At 35.2% G+C, this 18,468-nt stretch carries 17 protein-coding genes; 7 read left to right on the top strand and 10 right to left on the bottom strand.

What is annotated here, in order from left to right:
* Positions 1-63: 63 nt before the first annotated feature.
* From LC457_RS22510 to LC457_RS22555, 10 genes are all read right to left on the bottom strand, one after another.
* Positions 64-864, bottom strand: coding sequence for an enoyl-CoA hydratase-related protein (locus tag LC457_RS22510; RefSeq protein WP_223601833.1), 801 nt, complete (start codon positions 862-864; stop codon positions 64-66).
* A gap of 152 nt (positions 865-1,016) precedes the next feature.
* Positions 1,017-1,481 (bottom strand): 1,2-phenylacetyl-CoA epoxidase subunit PaaD, encoded by a 465-nt coding sequence (paaD, locus tag LC457_RS22515; RefSeq protein WP_047373936.1) that lies wholly within the window; start codon positions 1,479-1,481, stop codon positions 1,017-1,019.
* A gap of 3 nt (positions 1,482-1,484) precedes the next feature.
* Entirely contained in the window at positions 1,485-2,294 is an 810-nt protein-coding gene (locus LC457_RS22520) for an alpha/beta hydrolase (protein ID WP_223601834.1), read from the bottom strand.
* A gap of 5 nt (positions 2,295-2,299) precedes the next feature.
* Positions 2,300-3,049: a 1,2-phenylacetyl-CoA epoxidase subunit PaaC gene (paaC, locus tag LC457_RS22525; protein ID WP_223601835.1), complete on the bottom strand. Its 750-nt coding sequence runs from the start codon at positions 3,047-3,049 to the stop codon at positions 2,300-2,302.
* 101 nt (positions 3,050-3,150) lie between these two features.
* Positions 3,151-3,432 (bottom strand): 1,2-phenylacetyl-CoA epoxidase subunit PaaB, encoded by a 282-nt coding sequence (gene paaB, locus LC457_RS22530; protein ID WP_034703047.1) that lies wholly within the window; start codon positions 3,430-3,432, stop codon positions 3,151-3,153.
* Between the two features lie 12 nt (positions 3,433-3,444).
* Positions 3,445-4,047 carry a hypothetical protein gene (locus LC457_RS22535; RefSeq protein WP_223601836.1) on the bottom strand — a complete coding sequence of 201 codons (603 nt, stop codon included), beginning with the start codon at positions 4,045-4,047 and terminating at the stop codon, positions 3,445-3,447.
* A 7-nt stretch (positions 4,048-4,054) separates the two neighbouring features.
* Positions 4,055-4,993: a 1,2-phenylacetyl-CoA epoxidase subunit PaaA gene (paaA, locus tag LC457_RS22540; protein ID WP_223601837.1), complete on the bottom strand. Its 939-nt coding sequence runs from the start codon at positions 4,991-4,993 to the stop codon at positions 4,055-4,057.
* Between the two features lie 84 nt (positions 4,994-5,077).
* Positions 5,078-6,163 (bottom strand): 2Fe-2S iron-sulfur cluster-binding protein, encoded by a 1,086-nt coding sequence (locus LC457_RS22545; protein ID WP_047373945.1) that lies wholly within the window; start codon positions 6,161-6,163, stop codon positions 5,078-5,080.
* The gene (locus LC457_RS22550) at positions 6,163-7,479 is read right to left on the bottom strand and encodes a phenylacetate--CoA ligase family protein (protein WP_223601838.1); all 1,317 of its coding nucleotides are present in this window, start codon (positions 7,477-7,479) and stop codon (positions 6,163-6,165) included. The genes LC457_RS22545 and LC457_RS22550 overlap by 1 nt, the downstream gene beginning before the upstream one ends.
* Before the next feature lie 174 nt (positions 7,480-7,653).
* A complete protein-coding gene (locus LC457_RS22555; RefSeq protein WP_223601839.1) occupies positions 7,654-8,229 on the bottom strand; it encodes a TetR/AcrR family transcriptional regulator in 576 nt (191 codons plus the stop codon).
* A gap of 367 nt (positions 8,230-8,596) precedes the next feature.
* On the opposite strand from LC457_RS22555, the gene clpB reads away from it, so the two are divergent.
* The 7 genes from clpB to LC457_RS22590 all read left to right on the top strand — a co-directional run bounded on the left by clpB (position 8,597) and on the right by LC457_RS22590 (position 18,004).
* On the top strand, positions 8,597-11,191 hold the full coding sequence (gene clpB / locus LC457_RS22560) for an ATP-dependent chaperone ClpB (protein ID WP_223601840.1): 2,595 nt from the start codon (positions 8,597-8,599) through the stop codon (positions 11,189-11,191).
* Between the two features lie 316 nt (positions 11,192-11,507).
* Positions 11,508-12,512 (top strand): zinc metalloprotease, encoded by a 1,005-nt coding sequence (locus LC457_RS22565; RefSeq protein ID WP_223601841.1) that lies wholly within the window; start codon positions 11,508-11,510, stop codon positions 12,510-12,512.
* Positions 12,513-12,754: 242 nt separating this feature from the next.
* The gene (locus LC457_RS22570; protein WP_223601842.1) at positions 12,755-13,285 is read left to right on the top strand and encodes a hypothetical protein; all 531 of its coding nucleotides are present in this window, start codon (positions 12,755-12,757) and stop codon (positions 13,283-13,285) included.
* A gap of 646 nt (positions 13,286-13,931) precedes the next feature.
* Complete coding sequence (locus LC457_RS22575) at positions 13,932-14,717, top strand: sensor histidine kinase (protein ID WP_223601843.1); 786 nt, start codon at positions 13,932-13,934, stop codon at positions 14,715-14,717.
* The gene (locus LC457_RS22580; protein ID WP_223601844.1) at positions 14,714-15,355 is read left to right on the top strand and encodes a response regulator transcription factor; all 642 of its coding nucleotides are present in this window, start codon (positions 14,714-14,716) and stop codon (positions 15,353-15,355) included. The genes LC457_RS22575 and LC457_RS22580 overlap by 4 nt, the downstream gene beginning before the upstream one ends.
* Before the next feature lie 248 nt (positions 15,356-15,603).
* Positions 15,604-16,608: a zinc metalloprotease gene (locus LC457_RS22585; protein ID WP_223601845.1), complete on the top strand. Its 1,005-nt coding sequence runs from the start codon at positions 15,604-15,606 to the stop codon at positions 16,606-16,608.
* 391 nt (positions 16,609-16,999) lie between these two features.
* On the top strand, positions 17,000-18,004 hold the full coding sequence (locus tag LC457_RS22590; protein ID WP_223601846.1) for a zinc metalloprotease: 1,005 nt from the start codon (positions 17,000-17,002) through the stop codon (positions 18,002-18,004).
* The last annotated feature ends 464 nt before the right edge of the window (positions 18,005-18,468 follow it).

Below are 18,468 nucleotides of genomic sequence, written 5' to 3' on the forward strand. Positions count from 1 at the left end.
GTATTCATGTAAATCGTTTTAAAAATCATTAATACATTTTACATGAATACATTAATACGAAATTTATCTTCCTTTATAATTAGGTTTTCTTTTCTGTAAGAAGGCGTTTACACCCTCGATGAAGTCTTCTGTTTCTGCTGCTTCCTGTTGCAGATCTCCTTCCAGCTCAAGCTGCTCTTTCAATGTATTGGTATAAGAATGTGCGAAAGCTTTTTTGGTAAGCTTAATTGCCGCGGTTGGCATGTTCGACATTCTTTCAAGAATTTCCATTGATTTTGATGCGAATTCTTCCTCTGAGAAAACTTCAGCAACAAGACCATAAGATTTAGATTCTTCAGCAGATAATTTTTTACCTGTAAACGCTAAATAATTTGCCAATTGTCTGCCTAAAAGCTTCGGTAAGAAGTATGTTCCTCCTGTATCAGGAATTAAACCGATATTTGAAAATGCCTGAGCAAAATATGCTTTCTCGTTTGCTAAAACGAAGTCAGAGATTAAAGCCAACATCGCTCCGGCTCCTACTGCAGGACCGTTTACTAAAGCAATAACAGGTTTTTTGCAACGGGTAACCTCTAACACTAAAGGGTTATAATAATCTACCACAATTTTTCTGATGATGTCATGATCATGGTGTTCTTTGCCTACCACAAAAGCTTCGTCCAGATTCTGACCTGAGCAAAATGCTCTTCCTCTTCCTGAAATAGCAACACATCTTACCGTTTCGTCTTCGCTACATTCTTTAACAAAATCCCTAAGATCTGATAAAGCCGGCTTGGTAAGGGCGTTCATTGTTTCCGGTTGATTCAGATATGCAATTTTAAGCTTCCCGTCAAAATGCGTTTCAATATCGAGTTGTGTATACATAGTTTTTATTAATTTATTATTTAACAATGCACTAATTTAACAATATAAATTCATGTAACAACCTAAGATTTTAACAATCTAACAACAGCATCGTTATGCTCTGCATATCCGTTAATTTTATTGATAAATTGTACATTAATCTATAGTTACCCTTAATGACATTTAAAATAATCAAAAGGTTCCAGACAGTCTAAGCATTGATAAGAGGCTTTACATAAGGTAGACCCAAATCTGCTGATCTGCTTGGTATGTTCAGAACCACAGCGAGGACATTTTTTCGGTTTCCCGATATGATGTTCGTCTGCTCCTTTTTCGGGAGGAGTAATTCCGTAGACACGAAGTTTTTCTCTCGCTTCATCAGTCAACCAGTCCGTTGTCCAGATCGGAAACATCTTGGTGACTACTTTGGCATCCCATCCGTTTTCTTTCATCATTTTGATAATATCCTCTTCAATGGTAAACATTGCAGGACAGGCAGAATAAGTAGGCGTAATAATCACTTCACAAGTATTTTCACCTGTGACCTGTGCATCTCTTACGATTCCTAATTCCACGATATCAATCACCGGAATTTCCGGATCGGGAATTGTTTTTAATAAATCTAAAAGCTGATTCATATTTTACTTTTTACCAGAATCAAGAATTATTTTCATTGAATTCTGATAATCCAAATTATCTGTTATTCCGTTGTGATACTGATCTTTTAATACAATCAGGCTATCACCTTTTTTAAAGCTATTTTTTAGTTTTAAGGATGACTTATAATTAATAACCTCATCTTTATCACCATGAAAAATAACGACTGGCGACTTAACTGTTTTTAAATATTTACCAGTCTCAAAATTATATTTCAGTAAAAACTTGGGAAGAAATGAAAATTTTTGAGTCATTTCATCTTCCATACTATAATACTGAGCCTGTAAAATCAATAATCTTGCGTTCTGCGTTGATGCTAATTTTGCAGCTAAGCCCGTTCCTATAGAATATCCTAAAATAATAATTTTGTTCTCCGGATATCTTTTCAAGAGCTCCTTGTAAGCACTCTCAACATCCGAGAAAAGCTGATCTTTATTCTTAATCTTATCTTCACTTTTTCCGTATCCTCTGTAATCCAATATAAATGTATCATAGTTCATATTGGTATACAATTCAGCTACTTCACCCCATTCTTTTAATGAACCTCCGTTCCCATGAAGGTAAAAAATTACTCCTTTAGGGTTTTGAGCTTTAAATAAAACGGAGTTTAAATGTTTTTTATCTTGTGTTGTAACCGTTATTTCTTCAAAATCACCATCAAATTTAAATTTGTAATTCTCCGGTAACTTTTCAGGATAAAAAATAATTTTCTCCTGATAGAAGTAGATTCCCACGCATAACATCACATATGCGATAAGAAAAAAAGCAAATATTCCCAGAAGTAACTTTTTCATACTTGTTACCAAGTACAGCCCGGATACGCTCTCTGCATATACTGAAGCTCACAAAGAATAAATCCGAAATATTCGGTATGATATCCTGTTCTTGATTTTGGCTGCATAAAAGGATTTGATGGATATTCCAACCCGAAATCTGCAAAATCTTTCTTCGTAATAGCAATGAATTCTTCGTAAAGAGCATCTGCATTCGGAACGATGTTCAAGGCAATAAGATCATCTTCACCTTCTGTTTTAGCAAAAAGACCTTTTGTATATTCCCAGATATCTTCAATGGCTTTTACCACACGGGATTTGCTTTCTTCTGTACCCTGAGCGAAAATTTTCATCCATGATGCAGCATGGGTATAATGATATCTTACTTCTTTTAATGATTTCTGAGCAATAGCCGAAAGCTCTTCATCTGTAGAGTTGGACAATGCCTCATATATCAGTTTCTGATATACAGCAAAAACGTACACTTTCAGAATTGTTTGGGCATAGTCTTCATTTGGAAGTTCTGTCCAGTGTGCATTTACATATTCGTGTTCATATCTTAGAAAGGCTAAGTCATCTTCACTTTTACCGTTGTCAATTACTCTTGAAGCATAAACATAAAAGTTATTAGCCTGCCCCAGCTCATCCAACGCAATGTTTGTCAATGCAATATCTTCCTCTAAATAAGGACCTTCACCGCACCATGCAGACAAACGCTGTCCCATAATGAAACTGTCGTCTGCGAGTTTTAATAAATAATTATATAATGGGTTCATTGTTTTATCAATTTGAAGACAGATAGATGATAGATGGATAGAAAATAGACAAGTAAACCTTAAGGTCTTTTATCTAGCCGTCTATTATCTCAAAAGTCTTATTACATATTTTTTACATCGTTTGGAATGTCGTAGAAAGTTGGATGACGATACAGTTTGTCATCAGCTGGATCGAAGAATGCTTCTTTGTCAATTCCTTCCGAAGTCACAATATATTTACTTGGAACTACCCAAACAGAAGTTCCTTCTTTTCTTCTTGTATAAACGTCTCTTGCGTTCTGCAAAGCCATTTCTGCTGTTGGTGCCTGTACAATTCCAACGTGTTTGTGAGATAATCCCGGTTTAGTTTGAATAAACACTTCCCACATATCTAATTGACTCATTATTTTAATTTTTTAATCTAACTTAATATTGAAATTTACTTCAATGTATTTTAAAATTGTCATGAAACTCTCATATTCATCAATTCCCGGAATATTTTCTAAATAACTTTCAGGATTAGAATAATGAAATTCATTCTCTTTATTATTTGACTTGTATTTTACTAAAAAATCAACACCGTCCGTAATACTGTGTTCCCTGGTAAACAATACATACCCTTTTTCATCATTATCATATACTGCTTTCGATTGAGACATTTTATATCTGAAAAGGTCTTCTTTAGGAAGATAACCGATATTCATGGCTTCTAAGGTGACAAAAGCTTTCTCAAGTACATCTTTAGATTTTAGTTGAGTAACTTTACCTGGTATCGTTTTAGATTCACCTTTGTTTATATAGTAAGGTAAAAACCACTGTATCAATTCAGCTTTCCAATCCTCATCTTTTCCCTGATAAATTCTGAAAATTTTTCCTCCGATTGCAGTTCCGGGGCCTTGATAAATTCTTATTTCCTTCTTATTTTCTATTGTAAAAGGGATATTTGCAAGTCTGTCTATATCCTGTCCTTTCAAAACTGAAATAATAAAGAAAAATAATACCTGAAATAAGATTTTCATTAATTTTTTAGTTTACCTTTTCATTTTGTTTTTCCGCAAAAGCTACCGCTGCCTCTTTCACCCAGGAATTTTCTCTTTGAGCTTTTCTTTTGGTTTCAATACGCTTTTTATTGCAAGGTCCGTTTCCTTTTAAGATTTCCATAAACTCATCCCATGGAAGTTCTCCGAAATCATAATGTTGTCTTTCCTCATTCCATTTCAGGTCTTTATCAGGAACAGTTAATCCTAAGAATTCTGCCTGAGAAACAGTAACGTCGATAAATCTCTGACGAAGGCTGTCATTACTTTCTCTTTTTACTCTGTAATTCATAGAGATCTTCGAGTTTGGAGAGCTGTCGTCATTCGGTCCGAACATCATTAAAGCTGGCCACCAGAAACGGTTCAATGAAGCCTGAGCCATTTCTTTCTGTTGTTTGGTACCACGGCAAAGCGCCATTAAAATCTCATATCCTTGTCTTTGGTGGAAAGATTCTTCTTTACAGATTTTCACCATTGCTCTGGAATAAGGACCGTAAGAATTCCCCATCAACATTACCTGGTTCATGATAGCTGCACCATCTACCAGCCAACCGATTGCTCCGATATCTGCCCAACTTAAGGTAGGATAGTTGAAAATACTTGAATATTTCGCTTTTCCTTCCAACATATCATCATAAGTTGCATCTCTGTCTGCTCTGATGCTTCCGTCTCCTAAAGTTTCTGTTGCAGAATAAAGATATAATCCATGGCCTGCTTCATCCTGAACCTTAGCTAAAAGAGCCATTTTTCTTCTCAATGAAGGTGCTCTTGAAATCCAGTTCGCTTCCGGCAGCATTCCTACAATTTCAGAATGGGCATGCTGTGAAATCTGACGAACCAATAGTTTTCTGTAATCATCTGGCATTACATCTTTTGGTTCTACTTTATTTTCGTCATGTACGTATTGTACAAATTTTTCTAAGTCCATTTTTTTGTTTTTTTGTAAAATGTAAAAAGTATTAATGTATTAATACATTAATGAATACAATTTACATTCAATCGTTAATACAATTTAAACATCATAATTAAGCATCACCACATTGGTTGTCGGGTGACATTGACAGGTAAGAACGAAGCCTCTGGCTACTTCTTCTTCGGTAAGTGCGTAGTTTTTCTCCATGAAAACTTCTCCTTCCAAAACTTCCGCTTTACACGTACAGCACACTCCTCCTTTACATGCAAAAGGCACAGGAAGATTGTCTTTCAATGCTTTATCTAAGATACTCTCTTTTTTAGAATTAAGATGGAACGAATATTCATCATCATCGATAATTACCGTTACCATACTTTCAATATTGGCTATTGCCTTGAATTCATCACTCATTTCCTCCGTATTTTCTTCATCCGGAGCGGTAAAATATTCAAATAAAACCTGAATAGCAGGTACTTTTTTATCTTTCTTCAGGTAGTCTGCAATTCCTTTAATCATTTCTGCAGGTCCGCAAATGAAATAAGTAGCTTCTCTTACATCAATATCTGTGTATCTTTCAAATAGTTGCTCTAGTTTTTCAGAAGAAATTCTTCCTTCAAAAACAGGATCTTCATGTTTTTCACGGCTTACCAGATAAATCACCTTCAGTCTGCCATTGAAATGTTCTACCAACCTATCAATTTCAGCTTTTCTTAAAATATGATTCATGCTTCTGTTACTATAGAACAGGTAAGCATTACTGTTAGGTTCCTGATAAAGGCTTTCTTTAATATTGGATAAAACAGGGGTAATTCCGCTTCCTGCAGCCAAGCCAACGTAAGTTTTTACGTTTGTAGGATGATAAGACGTATTAAAACCACCCATTGGAGGCATTACTTCCAGAATTTCATCCATGTGAAGATGCTCATTGAAATAGCCTGATACTTTTCCACCCTCAAGCAATTTCACCAATACTTCCAGTGTATTGCTTTTTTCACTCGGAGCATTACAGATAGAGTAAGAACGTCTTTCCTCATTTCCGTTGATCATCATTCGGAAATTCAGATACTGCCCTTGTTTGAACCTGAACTTATCTTTCAGTTCTTCAGGGATTTCCACTGCCACACTAACGGCCTCGGAAGTATCTTTCTGAACTTTAACTGTTTTAAGTTTATAAAATGAATTCATTATTTTTTAAGTATTCTATTAATTTTTCCACCTTCGCACTTCGGCAGGCTGTCTTGGGCATGAACTTTCACTTTCGTAGTGATTCCTACCCGTTTTTTTATTTCGTTTTCTATGTTTTTTCCAAAGTTTCCGACAAAATTAAAATAATCATCGGTATTTGCTTCTATTTTCTGTGTCTTTACCAGCTCATCATCAATTTCAACATCAATATCCAAAGCGACACACATATGTTCTTTTTCAATAGGCGTCAAATAGTAGTTAGGCACGACACCTTCCACATAGGAAAAAGCATCTTCAATCTGGCTTGGATAGACATTTACTCCTCTTACGATCAGCATATCATCTGCTCTCCCGACAATAGGTTTCATTTTCACCATTGTTCTTTTGGCATTTTCATCATAGTAAAGGCTTGTAATATCATTGGTCCAGTAACGAAGAAGCGGCATTGCTTTTTTCGTTAATGTTGTAATCACCAATACCCCTTCTTCACCGAAAGGAACCGGCTGTTTGGTAACCGGATCTAAAATTTCGGGGTAAAAATGATCTTCCCAGATATAAGAACCTCCTTTTTCTTCGAAATCTTCCATTGAAACTCCCGGACCGATAATTTCGCTCAACCCATAGATATTAGTTGCATGAACACCTAATTTTTCTTCAATATGACCTCTGATAATTTCTGTCCATGGCTCTGAGCCTAACACAGCATATTTAAGACTGATTTCATCTGCGGAAATTCCTCTTTTGGCAAATTCATCCGCAATAGTCAAAGCATAGGATGGAGAGCAGCAAATCACTTCCGGCTTAAAGTCTACAATCAGATCTACCTGTCTTGCCGTCATGCCTCCCGAAATAGGAAGAACACTCATCCCCAGTTTTTCTGCTCCGTAATGAAGACCTAATCCTCCTGTGAAAATTCCATAACCATACGCATTGTGCAGCTGCATTCCCGGTTTAGCTCCTGCAGCATGTAAAGATCTTGCCACTACTTCGCTGAAAAGGTCCACATCTTCTTTGGTATATCCTACCACTGTTGGTTTTCCCGTTGTCCCGCTGGAACAGTGAATGCGCTGAAGCTCATTCTTAGGAACGGTAAATAAACCAAATGGATAGTTATCTCTTAAATCCTGTTTGTAAGTAATAGGAAGTTTCCTGATATCTTCAATCGACCTTATATCCTGTGGAGATATTTGTAATTCATCAAATTTCTTTTTATAAAATTCCGATTTTTCTCCCAAATAGCTGATCAAACTGATCAACCGGTCGGATTGAAGCTGTCTCAACTGACCCAGCTCCAGATATTCAACTGCAAAATCCATAAAACTAACTAACATTTGTTAGGTGTAAATTTAAAAAGATTTTATAAGCTGGCAAAATTTTTATGACTTTTGTCATATTTTGAATGATTCTAAATAACAAGATAAAAGCTTAATGCTTTCTTTTGTAAAATGTATAATGTAAAATGTATTAATGATTTTCCTTGCTAGGGCCTATCAATGTTGGTTTCCCAGCAGACCATATAGGATTTTCTCTCTAATTTCATCGGTAATTTCATCAGTAGAATCGCTGCTTCTTTTGAACCAGAAATAAGAATTGTTTAAAGTATGTAGAATAAATCTTGTGGTAAACGATGGTGATTTCAGTTCCCAGTTTTCTGCAATGTAGATTTCGGAAATCAGTTTTTCAACTTCCTGTTGATAATTTTTTCTTAACTCTACAAATTCGGGAAGCTTTTCTTCCAGATGTCTCCATTCATTAGAATAAATATGAGTAACATCACGGTTTTTAAGGACAACGGATAAATGTTTATCCAGTAACAGATTCAGTTTTTCCCTTGGAGCAATATCCGTATTTTTCACTTCCTGAAGTTCATCGAAAAACTCCTGCGCAATGCCGAAACAAATCCATTCCAGAATTTCTTCCTTTGAACGGATGTGTGCATACAGCGATGCTGCCTTGATATTGAGTTTCGTAGCCAGGTCTCTTACTGAACTCCCCATATACCCTTTCTCTTTGAAAAGCTCTACTGCTACGTCTAATATTTTTCTCTGTTTTTCTTTTAGTTCCATCTGGTAAAATGCAAAAGTAATTATTCTAAAATAAAAAGCTGAATTTTAACACTTACATCAAATAAATTCTCCCATTTTCATATCTGCCCGTTAGAAGTTCCTTCTCACAGTATGACTATTTGGTCATGGATTTCAAAGAAATAATTACGAAATCGGAAATTTTGTCAAGTTAATTTTCCGTTAAAAATACAATATCCGGAAAATTTGTCCTATTTTTTTGTAAATTTAATAATTGAACACTTTTTGCGATATAGTCATCGAATAAATGATTAAATAATTGATGGCATTAAGAGACTGAGCCTCAAAATTTGGTTTCTTGATGTTTTTTAAACTAAACTTTGAACACAATACCAAAAATATATAAAATATGAACTTAAACCAATATACAGTAAAATCACAGGAAGCCATCCAGGCAGCACAACAGCTTGCTATGGAATTGGGCAACCAAAGTATTGAACCTCAACATCTCCTTGAAGGAATCTTTCAGGTGGATGAAAATATATCGCCTTTTTTACTTAAAAAATCTGAAGCAGACGCTAATTTAGTAAGAGAGCGCAACCGTGAAAATTTAGAAAAACTTCCAAAAGTACAGGGAGGAAACATTTACCTTTCACAATCTGCCAACAAAGTATTATTGGACGCACCCAACATTGCCAAAAAAATGGGCGATGAATATGTAACGATTGAGCATTTATGGCTATCACTTCTTGAAACCAGCTCAGAAGTTTCCAAAATGCTGAAAGATATGGGCGTAACCAAAAATCTGCTGGAAGGCGCTATAAAAGAATTAAGAAAAGGAAGTAAAGCAACTTCTGCAAGTTCAGAAGAAACCTACCAATCCTTAAATAAATATGCTAAAAACTTCAATGAATTAGCAGCAGAAGGAAAACTGGATCCTGTAATCGGGCGTGATGAGGAAATCAGAAGGGTTTTACAGATTCTTTCAAGAAGAACAAAAAACAACCCAATCCTTATCGGTGAACCGGGTGTAGGTAAAACAGCCATTGCTGAAGGAATTGCCCACAGAATTATCAACGGTGACGTTCCTGAAAACCTGATGGATAAAACTTTATTCTCATTGGACATGGGAGCTTTGATCGCCGGAGCCAAATACAAGGGTGAGTTTGAAGAGCGTCTGAAATCCGTTGTGAATGAGGTTACCAAATCTGACGGGCAGATTATTCTTTTCATTGACGAAATCCACACTTTGGTAGGTGCCGGTGGTGGTGAAGGCGCTATGGATGCTGCCAACATCTTAAAACCTGCTTTGGCAAGAGGTGAACTGAGAGCGATTGGAGCAACCACTTTGAACGAATATCAAAAGTATTTCGAAAAAGATAAAGCGTTGGAAAGACGTTTCCAGAAAGTAATGGTGGAAGAACCAGATACTGAATCTGCAATTTCGATCCTTCGTGGTATTAAAGATAAATATGAAGCTCACCACAAGGTAAGAATCAAAGATGAGGCAATTATTGCAGCTGTAGAAATGTCGCAAAGATATATTTCAGACCGTTTCTTACCGGATAAAGCAATCGACCTTATTGATGAAGCTTCTGCCAAGCTGAGAATGGAAATCAATTCCAAACCAGAAGAACTGGATGTTCTGGACAGAAGGCTGATGCAGCTGGAAATTGAACTGGCAGCCATTTCAAGAGAAGGCAACCAAACCAAAATTGATCATCTGAAAGAAGATATTGCTAAAATTTCAGAACAGAGAAATGAGATCAATGCTAAATGGCTGAAAGAAAAGCAGAAAAGTGAAGATCTTACCCAGATCAAAAAAGATATTGAATCTCTGAAACATGAAGCAGAAAGAGCTTCCAGAGCCGGAGATTATGCAAAAGTAGCGGAGATACAATATGGAAAACTTCGTGAAAAAGAAGAAGAGCTCAATAAAGTTGAGCTGGAAATGCAGAACCACCAAAACGAACTGATCAAAGAAGAAGTTACTGCAGAAAACATCTCTGAAGTAATTGGTAAATGGACAGGTATTCCTGTAACCAAATTATTACAATCAGAAAGGGATAAATTATTAAATCTGGAATCTGAACTGCACCACAGAGTCGTAGGACAGGATGAAGCTATCCAGGCGGTTGCTGATGCGATCAGAAGAAACAGAGCCGGTCTTAGTGATGATAAAAAACCTATCGGATCTTTCTTATTCCTGGGAACAACCGGAGTGGGTAAAACCGAGCTGGCAAAAGCATTGGCAGAATTCTTATTTGATGATGAAAACAATATGACCAGAATTGATATGAGTGAATATCAGGAACGTCACAGTGTTTCAAGATTGGTAGGAGCTCCTCCAGGATATGTAGGATATGATGAAGGCGGGCAATTGACTGAAGCGGTAAGAAGAAGACCTTATTCCGTGGTGCTTTTGGACGAGATTGAAAAAGCACATCCGGACGTTTTCAACACTTTACTACAGGTTTTGGATGATGGACGTCTGACTGATAATAAAGGCCGTGTGGTTAATTTTAAGAATTCAATTATCATTATGACCTCGAATTTAGGCTCCCACCTTATTCAGGAGAATTTTGAGAATCTTACTGAGGAAAACCAGGATGAAATTGTGGATAAAACAAAAGTAGAAGTTTTTGATCTGCTGAAACAGACACTACGTCCGGAATTCCTGAACAGAATTGATGAAATTGTATTATTCCAGCCTTTAAGAAAAAAAGAAATCGGAAAAATCGTTCAGTATCAGTTGAGAGGGTTCAATGAAATGTTATCTAAACGAAACATTATTATGACTTTCACTCAGGATGCGGTAGATTATCTGATGGAAAAAGGTTACGATCCTGCTTTCGGAGCAAGGCCATTGAAAAGAGTAATCCAGCAGGAAGTATTAAATAAACTGTCTAAAGAGATTCTTGCAGGAAAGGTAAATGACGGAGACAGAATTACTTTGGATTATTTCGTAGAAACAGGTTTGGTTTTCAGACCTACTGAACAATAAAATAGTTTTTTTCATATACATTATTTTTGTGAATAAGTGCTGTAAAGTGATTTGCAGCACTTATTTTTAACATCAGGACCTTTAAGCAATTTATTTTTGATAAATAATGATTTTCATCCAATTTCAGATTTTTAGAAAAAATATTCTTATTAAAAAATCCAATCCATAGTACATTCATTAAAAAACAACACTGAAAATGTAAACTTTACACATAAAACATAAATAATGTACATTTAACATAAAATAATATGTAAATAATTAAATATATCGCATTGTTATTTCTCATATATTCGTTTGTATTAAAAAACGAGATTTTATGAAAAAAACAATTTTAGGAGTTTTAATCACACTCATGGTTTCATGTAACAACAATGAGACAGAAAATGTTACTCCAGAAAACACAAATGTTGAAGAAACTAATATTACAGCTGGCAAAGAAGCTTTTTGCGGCTCTGATATTCTCAGAAGAAAACATCTTGCTGAAGATCCGGCAGCCATGCAGCGAATGCTTCAGATAGAACAACAAACCGTCAGTTTTATTGAGCAGAAAAAAATGGGTAAGATTTTACCTGACGGAAGTGTAGAAATACCGGTAATATTTAATGTCCTTTATACGAAAGCATCTAATAATGTCTCAGACGCCAGAATAAATTCTCAAATTGATGTACTTAATAAAGCCTTTGCATCCACTCATGCTGATATCTCTAAGATTCCTGCAGAATTTCAATCTGTAAATGCGGGTGATACCAAAATTAAATTCAGATTGGCAGGCATTAACAGAAAATCCACAAAGACTTCCAGATGGGCACCGGATGATAAAATGAAAAAAGCATCTACCGGAGGAATGGATTCTACTAACCCTAACCAATATTTAAACATCTGGGTGGTAGATTATATGCCTTATCAGACCGGATATGTTTTAGGATACGCTACTTTTCCGGAAGACGCCGGACTTTGGAACGATGGTGTTGTGATGATGGACGACTATGTAGGAGAAGGAGGTCCTGATGCCACTCACAACCAAGGAAGAGTTACCGTACATGAAGTAGGGCATTATTTGAACCTCAGACACATTTGGGGAGATGCAAATTGCGGAGATGATTTAGCAGGTGATACTCCTCAACAGATTACCAAACACTCTGGTGTACCAACCTATCCCAGATACGAAACATGTGGCGGAGTTTCACGTTCTGTAATGTTTATGAACTACATGGACTATTCAGATGAAACAACGTTATTCATGTTTACACAACAACAAAACAGCAGAATGCAAGCATCCGTTTCAGCATCAGGTCCACGTGCAGGATTAAGAGTTCTGTAAAAAAATTAAAAAAATAAAAGATCGCTTCTTCAAGCGATCTTTTTATTTTAAAGCCCTCCTTCTTTCAGACAGGATTTATATTGAAGGATTTTTTCTGCACCCGCTTATTCTTTTACAAAACATACAATCCGTAAAAACACGGTAAAAATAACAGTATAATTCCCTATTCGCGAATACATTTTCTACCATATTTTTTCCGAGATTTGCATATTAATTGAGTTTCATCCGTAAAACGTTAAGCTATGAATACAGAATCAAACAATCCGCTGCAACCTGGAACAATGTCAAATAGTCTTATCCAGGCTCTGATCGATAATTACCGTCAAAACCATTTAAGTGCAATTAATACTGCTTTAGGTATTCAGGACGCTCATTCTATTTGGTTTGATCTTCCAAAATTGAAAAATTTTATTGCAAAGATTGAAGAAGAGGCTGCCAAAGTAAACCCTGCAACTTCTGACGAAGATCTGGGAATCAGGTTTTATTATGCTACATATCCGAAACAGGAAAACTGGTCTATTATGGACTCACACCCTGTTCCGGTAGAATACGCCGGAAAACATACTTTAGTGATGATTCCAACCGTAAAAAAAGCCAGCGAAACAGGAGAGCTTGTTGATTTTGACTTTAATCCTTTTCATACTGTTGAAGGAAAATCCTTAGCGTTAAATGCACATAAAGCCAAAGGCAAAGGAGAAGACCCTGACACAGGCCTTGGAGAAAACAGTGGAACACTTATTCCACCAGCTCCACCTATGGGCACTTCTTATTAATTATCATTCTTAAACACAGTATGACTGAGATTCAAAAAATTTTTTCGTCATTTATGTATTGGGGAGAAGCCTTTGCTGCTTTAGTCTCTATAATTTATTATAACCGTGTAAAAAAACAACACTGGAAATATCTGGCAATTTATCTCATTCTTATTTTTCTGTGTGAATCAGCTGTAAAATGGGGGGAAAAACCACTAAAAATAGACAGAATAAATTTTTACAACTACTTTGTGATTCCATTACAGTTTATATTTTTTTATTGGCTGTATGCAAAAGAATCTCTAAAGAAAGTAAAACTGTTCTACATTTTGACAGGCATATATATTTTATCATATATTCTCAGGGCACTTTTTTTCCCGGAAAAGAAAGTAGTATTTTCCTTCAATTACAACATAGGTTGTTTACTTTTAATGGGTCTTGTTATTATGGAGTTTTACAAACAGGTTAACTCATCTGAGATTCTCAATTTCAGTAAAAACAGAATGTTTTATATTAATCTGGGAATAACGCTTTTTTATATCGCTAATCAGCCATTTATGACATTTAACTCTTTTCTGTGGAAATATATAGATATCTGGGATATTTATTTTATATATTTCCAGGTTTCAGGAGCAGTGATGTATATTTTATTTGCAAGTTCATTCATATGGGGAAAACAGAGCTCTTAATAACCATTATTTCATTCAACATCTTTTTTCTGATGTTTGTAATAGCCGTATTTATTTATATCAGAAATTACAGACAGCGAAAAAGAGAATATCTGAATGAAATCGAGATGAAAAATGAACTTCATCAGAGAGAGCTTCTGGCCACCCAATTGGAAATCCAGCAGGCCACCATGCAGCAGATCGGAAGGGAATTGCATGATAATATCGGCCAGAAACTAACCCTGGTGAGTCTGTATGTACAACAGATGCTTTACGAGAATAAAGCTCCGGAAGCCAGTGAAAGGATTGATCAGGTTTCTCAGATTATCAATCAGTCTCTGCAGGATCTCAGGAGTTTGTCTAAAACACTGACAGATGACAACATCAATCAAAAGGAAATTGTAACTTTAATACAGGAAGAAGTAGACAATACCAATTCTTTTAAAAAGTGCCATGTAAGCTTTGAACATAATTTTAAGCAGCTGGATCTAGGTTTTGTTCATAAAAATATGCTGCTCAGAATCACACAGGAATTTATTCAGAACAGTATAAAGCATTCCCGTTGTAAAAATATTTTTATATGCCTGAATACTTCCGAAGATATCCTTTGGGAACTTGACATCCGCGATGATGGAATCGGGTTTGATACTTCACAGATCAAATCCAACGGAATAGGCCTTACGAATATGAAAAACAGAGCTGAAATCATAGGGGCAAATTTTCATATGGAAAGCCGGGAAAATACGGGAACCCGAATCAATATTATCTTAAAAAAACAGTCATGAAGAAATCTATTGTAATTGTTGACGATCATATACTTATCGCAAAAGCCCTGGAAGGCATTATTGGTAATTTTACCGAGTTTGAAGTCATCTATGTATGTGAAAATGGAAAAGACCTTATCCAAAAAATCGAAGAAGGAAATACCATTCCGGATATCATTCTTTTAGATATCAGCATGCCAATTATGGACGGTTTTGAAACCGCTGTCTGGCTTACAAAAAATCATCCTGCCATTAAAATTATGGCACTTAGTATGCAGGGTGACGACAACAGTGTGATTAAAATGATCAAAAGCGGAGCAAAAGGTTACCTTTTAAAAAACACCCACCCAAGAGATCTGGAAACAGCGCTTACCCGATTGAACAGCGATGGATTCTTTTATCCGGACTGGGCTTCTAAAATTATTTTCTCCAACCTTAATAAAGAAACAGAATCCGAAATTGCCGTAAGAATTTCTGACAGAGAAAAAGAATTCCTAAAGTATACTGTAACGGAACTCAGCTATAAAGAAATTGCAGACAGAATGTGCTGCAGCCCAAGAACCGTGGAAAGTTATCGAGATCAGCTTTGTGAAAAACTGGATTTAAAAACCCGTGTCGGATTGGCTGTATTTGCTATTAAAAATGGTTTTGCAAACTAAAATTTACCGTGAAAAAATTCTTTTTAAAATAAATTTAAATGAAAAGTATTCACGAAAAATAATCAAAAACAGAAAACACAATAACACATTTCATAGAATTGATTAAAATTCAAAACATTTAAAATAACAATGAATTAAAACCAAATAAATGTGTAAATAATTATCAATTCATTAAGAAAATAAGAAAAATATTTGCATATTAATTTCAAATAATATAATTTCACATTCTCAACCTAAATGATTTTGATATGAAAAAACTATTATTTGGAGCTTTTATGCTCAGCGTAATGTCTGCATGTAACAATGACAACATCACCAATCAAAATGAAAACACAACTGACGAAGCAGTAACTACAGCAGGCTTTGCTCAAAGAGGCTGTGCTTCTGAAGAAATCAGACAGGAAGCATTGAAAAAAAGTCCTGAACTTCAGCAAAGATTTGCGGCATTAGAAACCAATACAGAAAAATTCGCCAATGATATAAAGTTTGGAAAAGTTCTGGCTGATGGTACTGTAGAAATTCCGGTTGTAGTGAATGTGATTTACAAGACTACAGCTGAAAACGTTTCTGACGCAAGAATTGCTGAGCAAATTGCAGTATTAAATGCTGACTATTCCGGCACCAACAGTGATGCCAGCAAAATTCCAACTGAATTCCAGACCGTAAGCTCTGGTGACACAAAAGTAAAATTCAGATTAGTAAATACTGTTAGAAAGTCTACTTCAAAAACCAGCTGGGCTACCAATGATGATATGAAAAAAGCGTCTAAAGGAGGAATTGACGCGACCAATCCTACCAATTATTTAAATTTATGGGTTGTAAGCAAAATGACCAGCCAGGGACGTACAATTCTCGGATATGCAACTTTCCCTGAATCTGCAGGTTTATGGAATGACGGTGTTGTAATTGCTGCTCCATATTTTGGAAAGACAGGAGCTTCTTCACCTTTCAACCTGGGAAGAACAGCAACACATGAAGTAGGGCACTATTTAAACTTAAGACACATCTGGGGAGATGCTAATTGTGGAAACGACCTGGTAAGTGATACTCCTACACAGACTACGGCAAATTACGGAAAACCTTCCTATCCTCTATACAATACTTGCAGCGGTGTACAAAGATCTGTAATGTTTATGAACTATATGGATTATGTAGATGACGCAGCTATGTTCATGTTCTCTTCAGGACAAAAAACAAGAATGCAGTCTGTAGTAGCCTCTTCTGGTGCCAGATCAGGATTAAGAGTGTATTAAAATTTAAATCTCCTTTAAAATATTTAAAATCTATCTCCAATTGAGATAGATTTTTTTATTCATATTCTATTTAGCCCAAACAAAATTATAAAAGATCATACAGGAACGAATCAGTTCAACTACTTTTTAAGATCAATTCTTAGATTAATTTATAAAAAGCCTTCTATAAATCATGAAGAAAACAAAATTATTTACATTAAAAAACACATATAAATGTTCAGCATAAAACAATTAATCAAAATTGATTAAAATTCAAAACAAATCACATTTAAATAACAAATAATCAAACAAAATATGTTTTATATAATTATTTATCAATAATTCAACAAAATAATTTGCATATTAATTTCAAATAATATAATTTCACATCGTAAACAAAAATGATTTTGATATGAAAAAACTATTATTTGGAGCTCTTGCTCTTGGATTAATGTTTTCATGTAATAATGACAACATGTCCAGCCAAAATGAAATGGATCCAGCTACAACACCTTCTGTAACAGCTGAGTTAAATAGAAATTGTTTTTCGGAAGAAATAAGACAAGAAGATTTACAAAAAAGCCCGGAACTAAGACAGAGGTTTACAGAACTGGAAGCCAACACAGAAATGTTCTCCAAAAATACCCAACTTGGAAAAGTTCTTACTGACGGCACCGTTGAGATTCCTGTTGTTGTCAATATTCTATATAGTAATGATGCCGAGAATCTTTCTGATGCAAGAATTGCTGAGCAGATTGATGTATTAAATGCTGATTATAGCGGAACCAATACGGATGTAAGCAAAATACCAACAGAATTTCAATCAGTAAAGGCAGGTGATGTAAAAATAAAATTCAGACTAGCTAATACTGTTCGTAAGGCAACCACAACTACAAGCTGGGTACGAGACACCATGAAAAAATCTTCCAGCGGAGGAATAGATGCCACAAGCCCTTCAAATTATTTAAATATCTGGATCGTAGGTAAAGTAGTAAGCACTGATGGAAGAACCATTCTTGGCTACGCCACATTCCCTGAGTCTGCCGGATTATGGAATGATGGAGTTGTAATTCCTGCACCATACTTTGGAAAAACCGGAGCGGTAACTAATTTCAATCTTGGAAGAACTGCCACCCATGAAGTGGGACATTATTTGAATCTAAGACATATCTGGGGGGATGCAAAATGCGGAGATGATCTTGTAGCTGATACTCCTACACAGACCTCTGAAAATTACAACACTCCAAGTTACCCACTTTATAATCGTTGTAGTGGTAAAAACAGATCGGTAATGTTTATGAATTATATGGATTATGTAAATGATGCAGCAATGTTTATGTTTTCGGCAGGACAAAAAACAAGAATGCAGGCTGTAGTAGCCTCTACTGGTGCCAGATCCGGATTAAGAGTGTATTAAGACATATGTTTAAATTATATTGTAAAAGTCTATCCCAAATTTGGGATAGACTTTTTTATACCCCTTTATAGATTAAAATTCAGAATACCATTCTATTACCAGCTCAGTAATTTATCTAATAAAAAGCCTGGAATAAACTATATTATTTTATTTCAAAAACATATAATCCAGTAAAAAAAACTAAAAATGAGAATAATGCATGAAACACATCACTTTAATTATATTCTTAAGATATTTTCATTAACAGATTTTCAATGAAAAATATCCTACAAATTATATAGAGTATAAAATTATTTACACTTAAAAACACACTTATGCGTGAAATATAAAACAAATCAATGCAATTAATTAAAATATAATAAATACTATAATAAGTTACGATAAACATAATTAAAACAACCTTTGAATAAACATTTGTTAAATATTTTGTAAAATTATTTGCATATCAATTTTAAAAAATATAA

The sequence above is a fragment of the Chryseobacterium sp. GVT01B genome (assembly GCF_019970045.1).
Classification (GTDB): domain Bacteria; phylum Bacteroidota; class Bacteroidia; order Flavobacteriales; family Weeksellaceae; genus Chryseobacterium.

Excerpts from the sequence above, each read along its gene's own strand:
- LC457_RS22510 (WP_223601833.1), bottom strand. The coding sequence starts at position 864 with ATGTATACACAACTCGATATTGAAACGCATTTTGACGGGAAGCTTAAA.
- paaD (WP_047373936.1), bottom strand. The coding sequence starts at position 1,481 with ATGAATCAGCTTTTAGATTTATTAAAAACAATTCCCGATCCGGAAATT.
- LC457_RS22520 (WP_223601834.1), bottom strand. The coding sequence starts at position 2,294 with ATGAAAAAGTTACTTCTGGGAATATTTGCTTTTTTTCTTATCGCATAT.
- paaC (WP_223601835.1), bottom strand. The coding sequence starts at position 3,049 with ATGAACCCATTATATAATTATTTATTAAAACTCGCAGACGACAGTTTC.
- paaB (WP_034703047.1), bottom strand. The coding sequence starts at position 3,432 with ATGAGTCAATTAGATATGTGGGAAGTGTTTATTCAAACTAAACCGGGA.
- LC457_RS22535 (WP_223601836.1), bottom strand. The coding sequence starts at position 4,047 with ATGAAAATCTTATTTCAGGTATTATTTTTCTTTATTATTTCAGTTTTG.
- paaA (WP_223601837.1), bottom strand. The coding sequence starts at position 4,993 with ATGGACTTAGAAAAATTTGTACAATACGTACATGACGAAAATAAAGTA.
- LC457_RS22545 (WP_047373945.1), bottom strand. The coding sequence starts at position 6,163 with ATGAATTCATTTTATAAACTTAAAACAGTTAAAGTTCAGAAAGATACT.
- LC457_RS22550 (WP_223601838.1), bottom strand. The coding sequence starts at position 7,479 with ATGGATTTTGCAGTTGAATATCTGGAGCTGGGTCAGTTGAGACAGCTT.
- LC457_RS22555 (WP_223601839.1), bottom strand. The coding sequence starts at position 8,229 with ATGGAACTAAAAGAAAAACAGAGAAAAATATTAGACGTAGCAGTAGAG.
- clpB (WP_223601840.1), top strand. The coding sequence starts at position 8,597 with ATGAACTTAAACCAATATACAGTAAAATCACAGGAAGCCATCCAGGCA.
- LC457_RS22565 (WP_223601841.1), top strand. The coding sequence starts at position 11,508 with ATGAAAAAAACAATTTTAGGAGTTTTAATCACACTCATGGTTTCATGT.
- LC457_RS22570 (WP_223601842.1), top strand. The coding sequence starts at position 12,755 with ATGAATACAGAATCAAACAATCCGCTGCAACCTGGAACAATGTCAAAT.
- LC457_RS22575 (WP_223601843.1), top strand. The coding sequence starts at position 13,932 with ATGGGGAAAACAGAGCTCTTAATAACCATTATTTCATTCAACATCTTT.
- LC457_RS22580 (WP_223601844.1), top strand. The coding sequence starts at position 14,714 with ATGAAGAAATCTATTGTAATTGTTGACGATCATATACTTATCGCAAAA.
- LC457_RS22585 (WP_223601845.1), top strand. The coding sequence starts at position 15,604 with ATGAAAAAACTATTATTTGGAGCTTTTATGCTCAGCGTAATGTCTGCA.
- LC457_RS22590 (WP_223601846.1), top strand. The coding sequence starts at position 17,000 with ATGAAAAAACTATTATTTGGAGCTCTTGCTCTTGGATTAATGTTTTCA.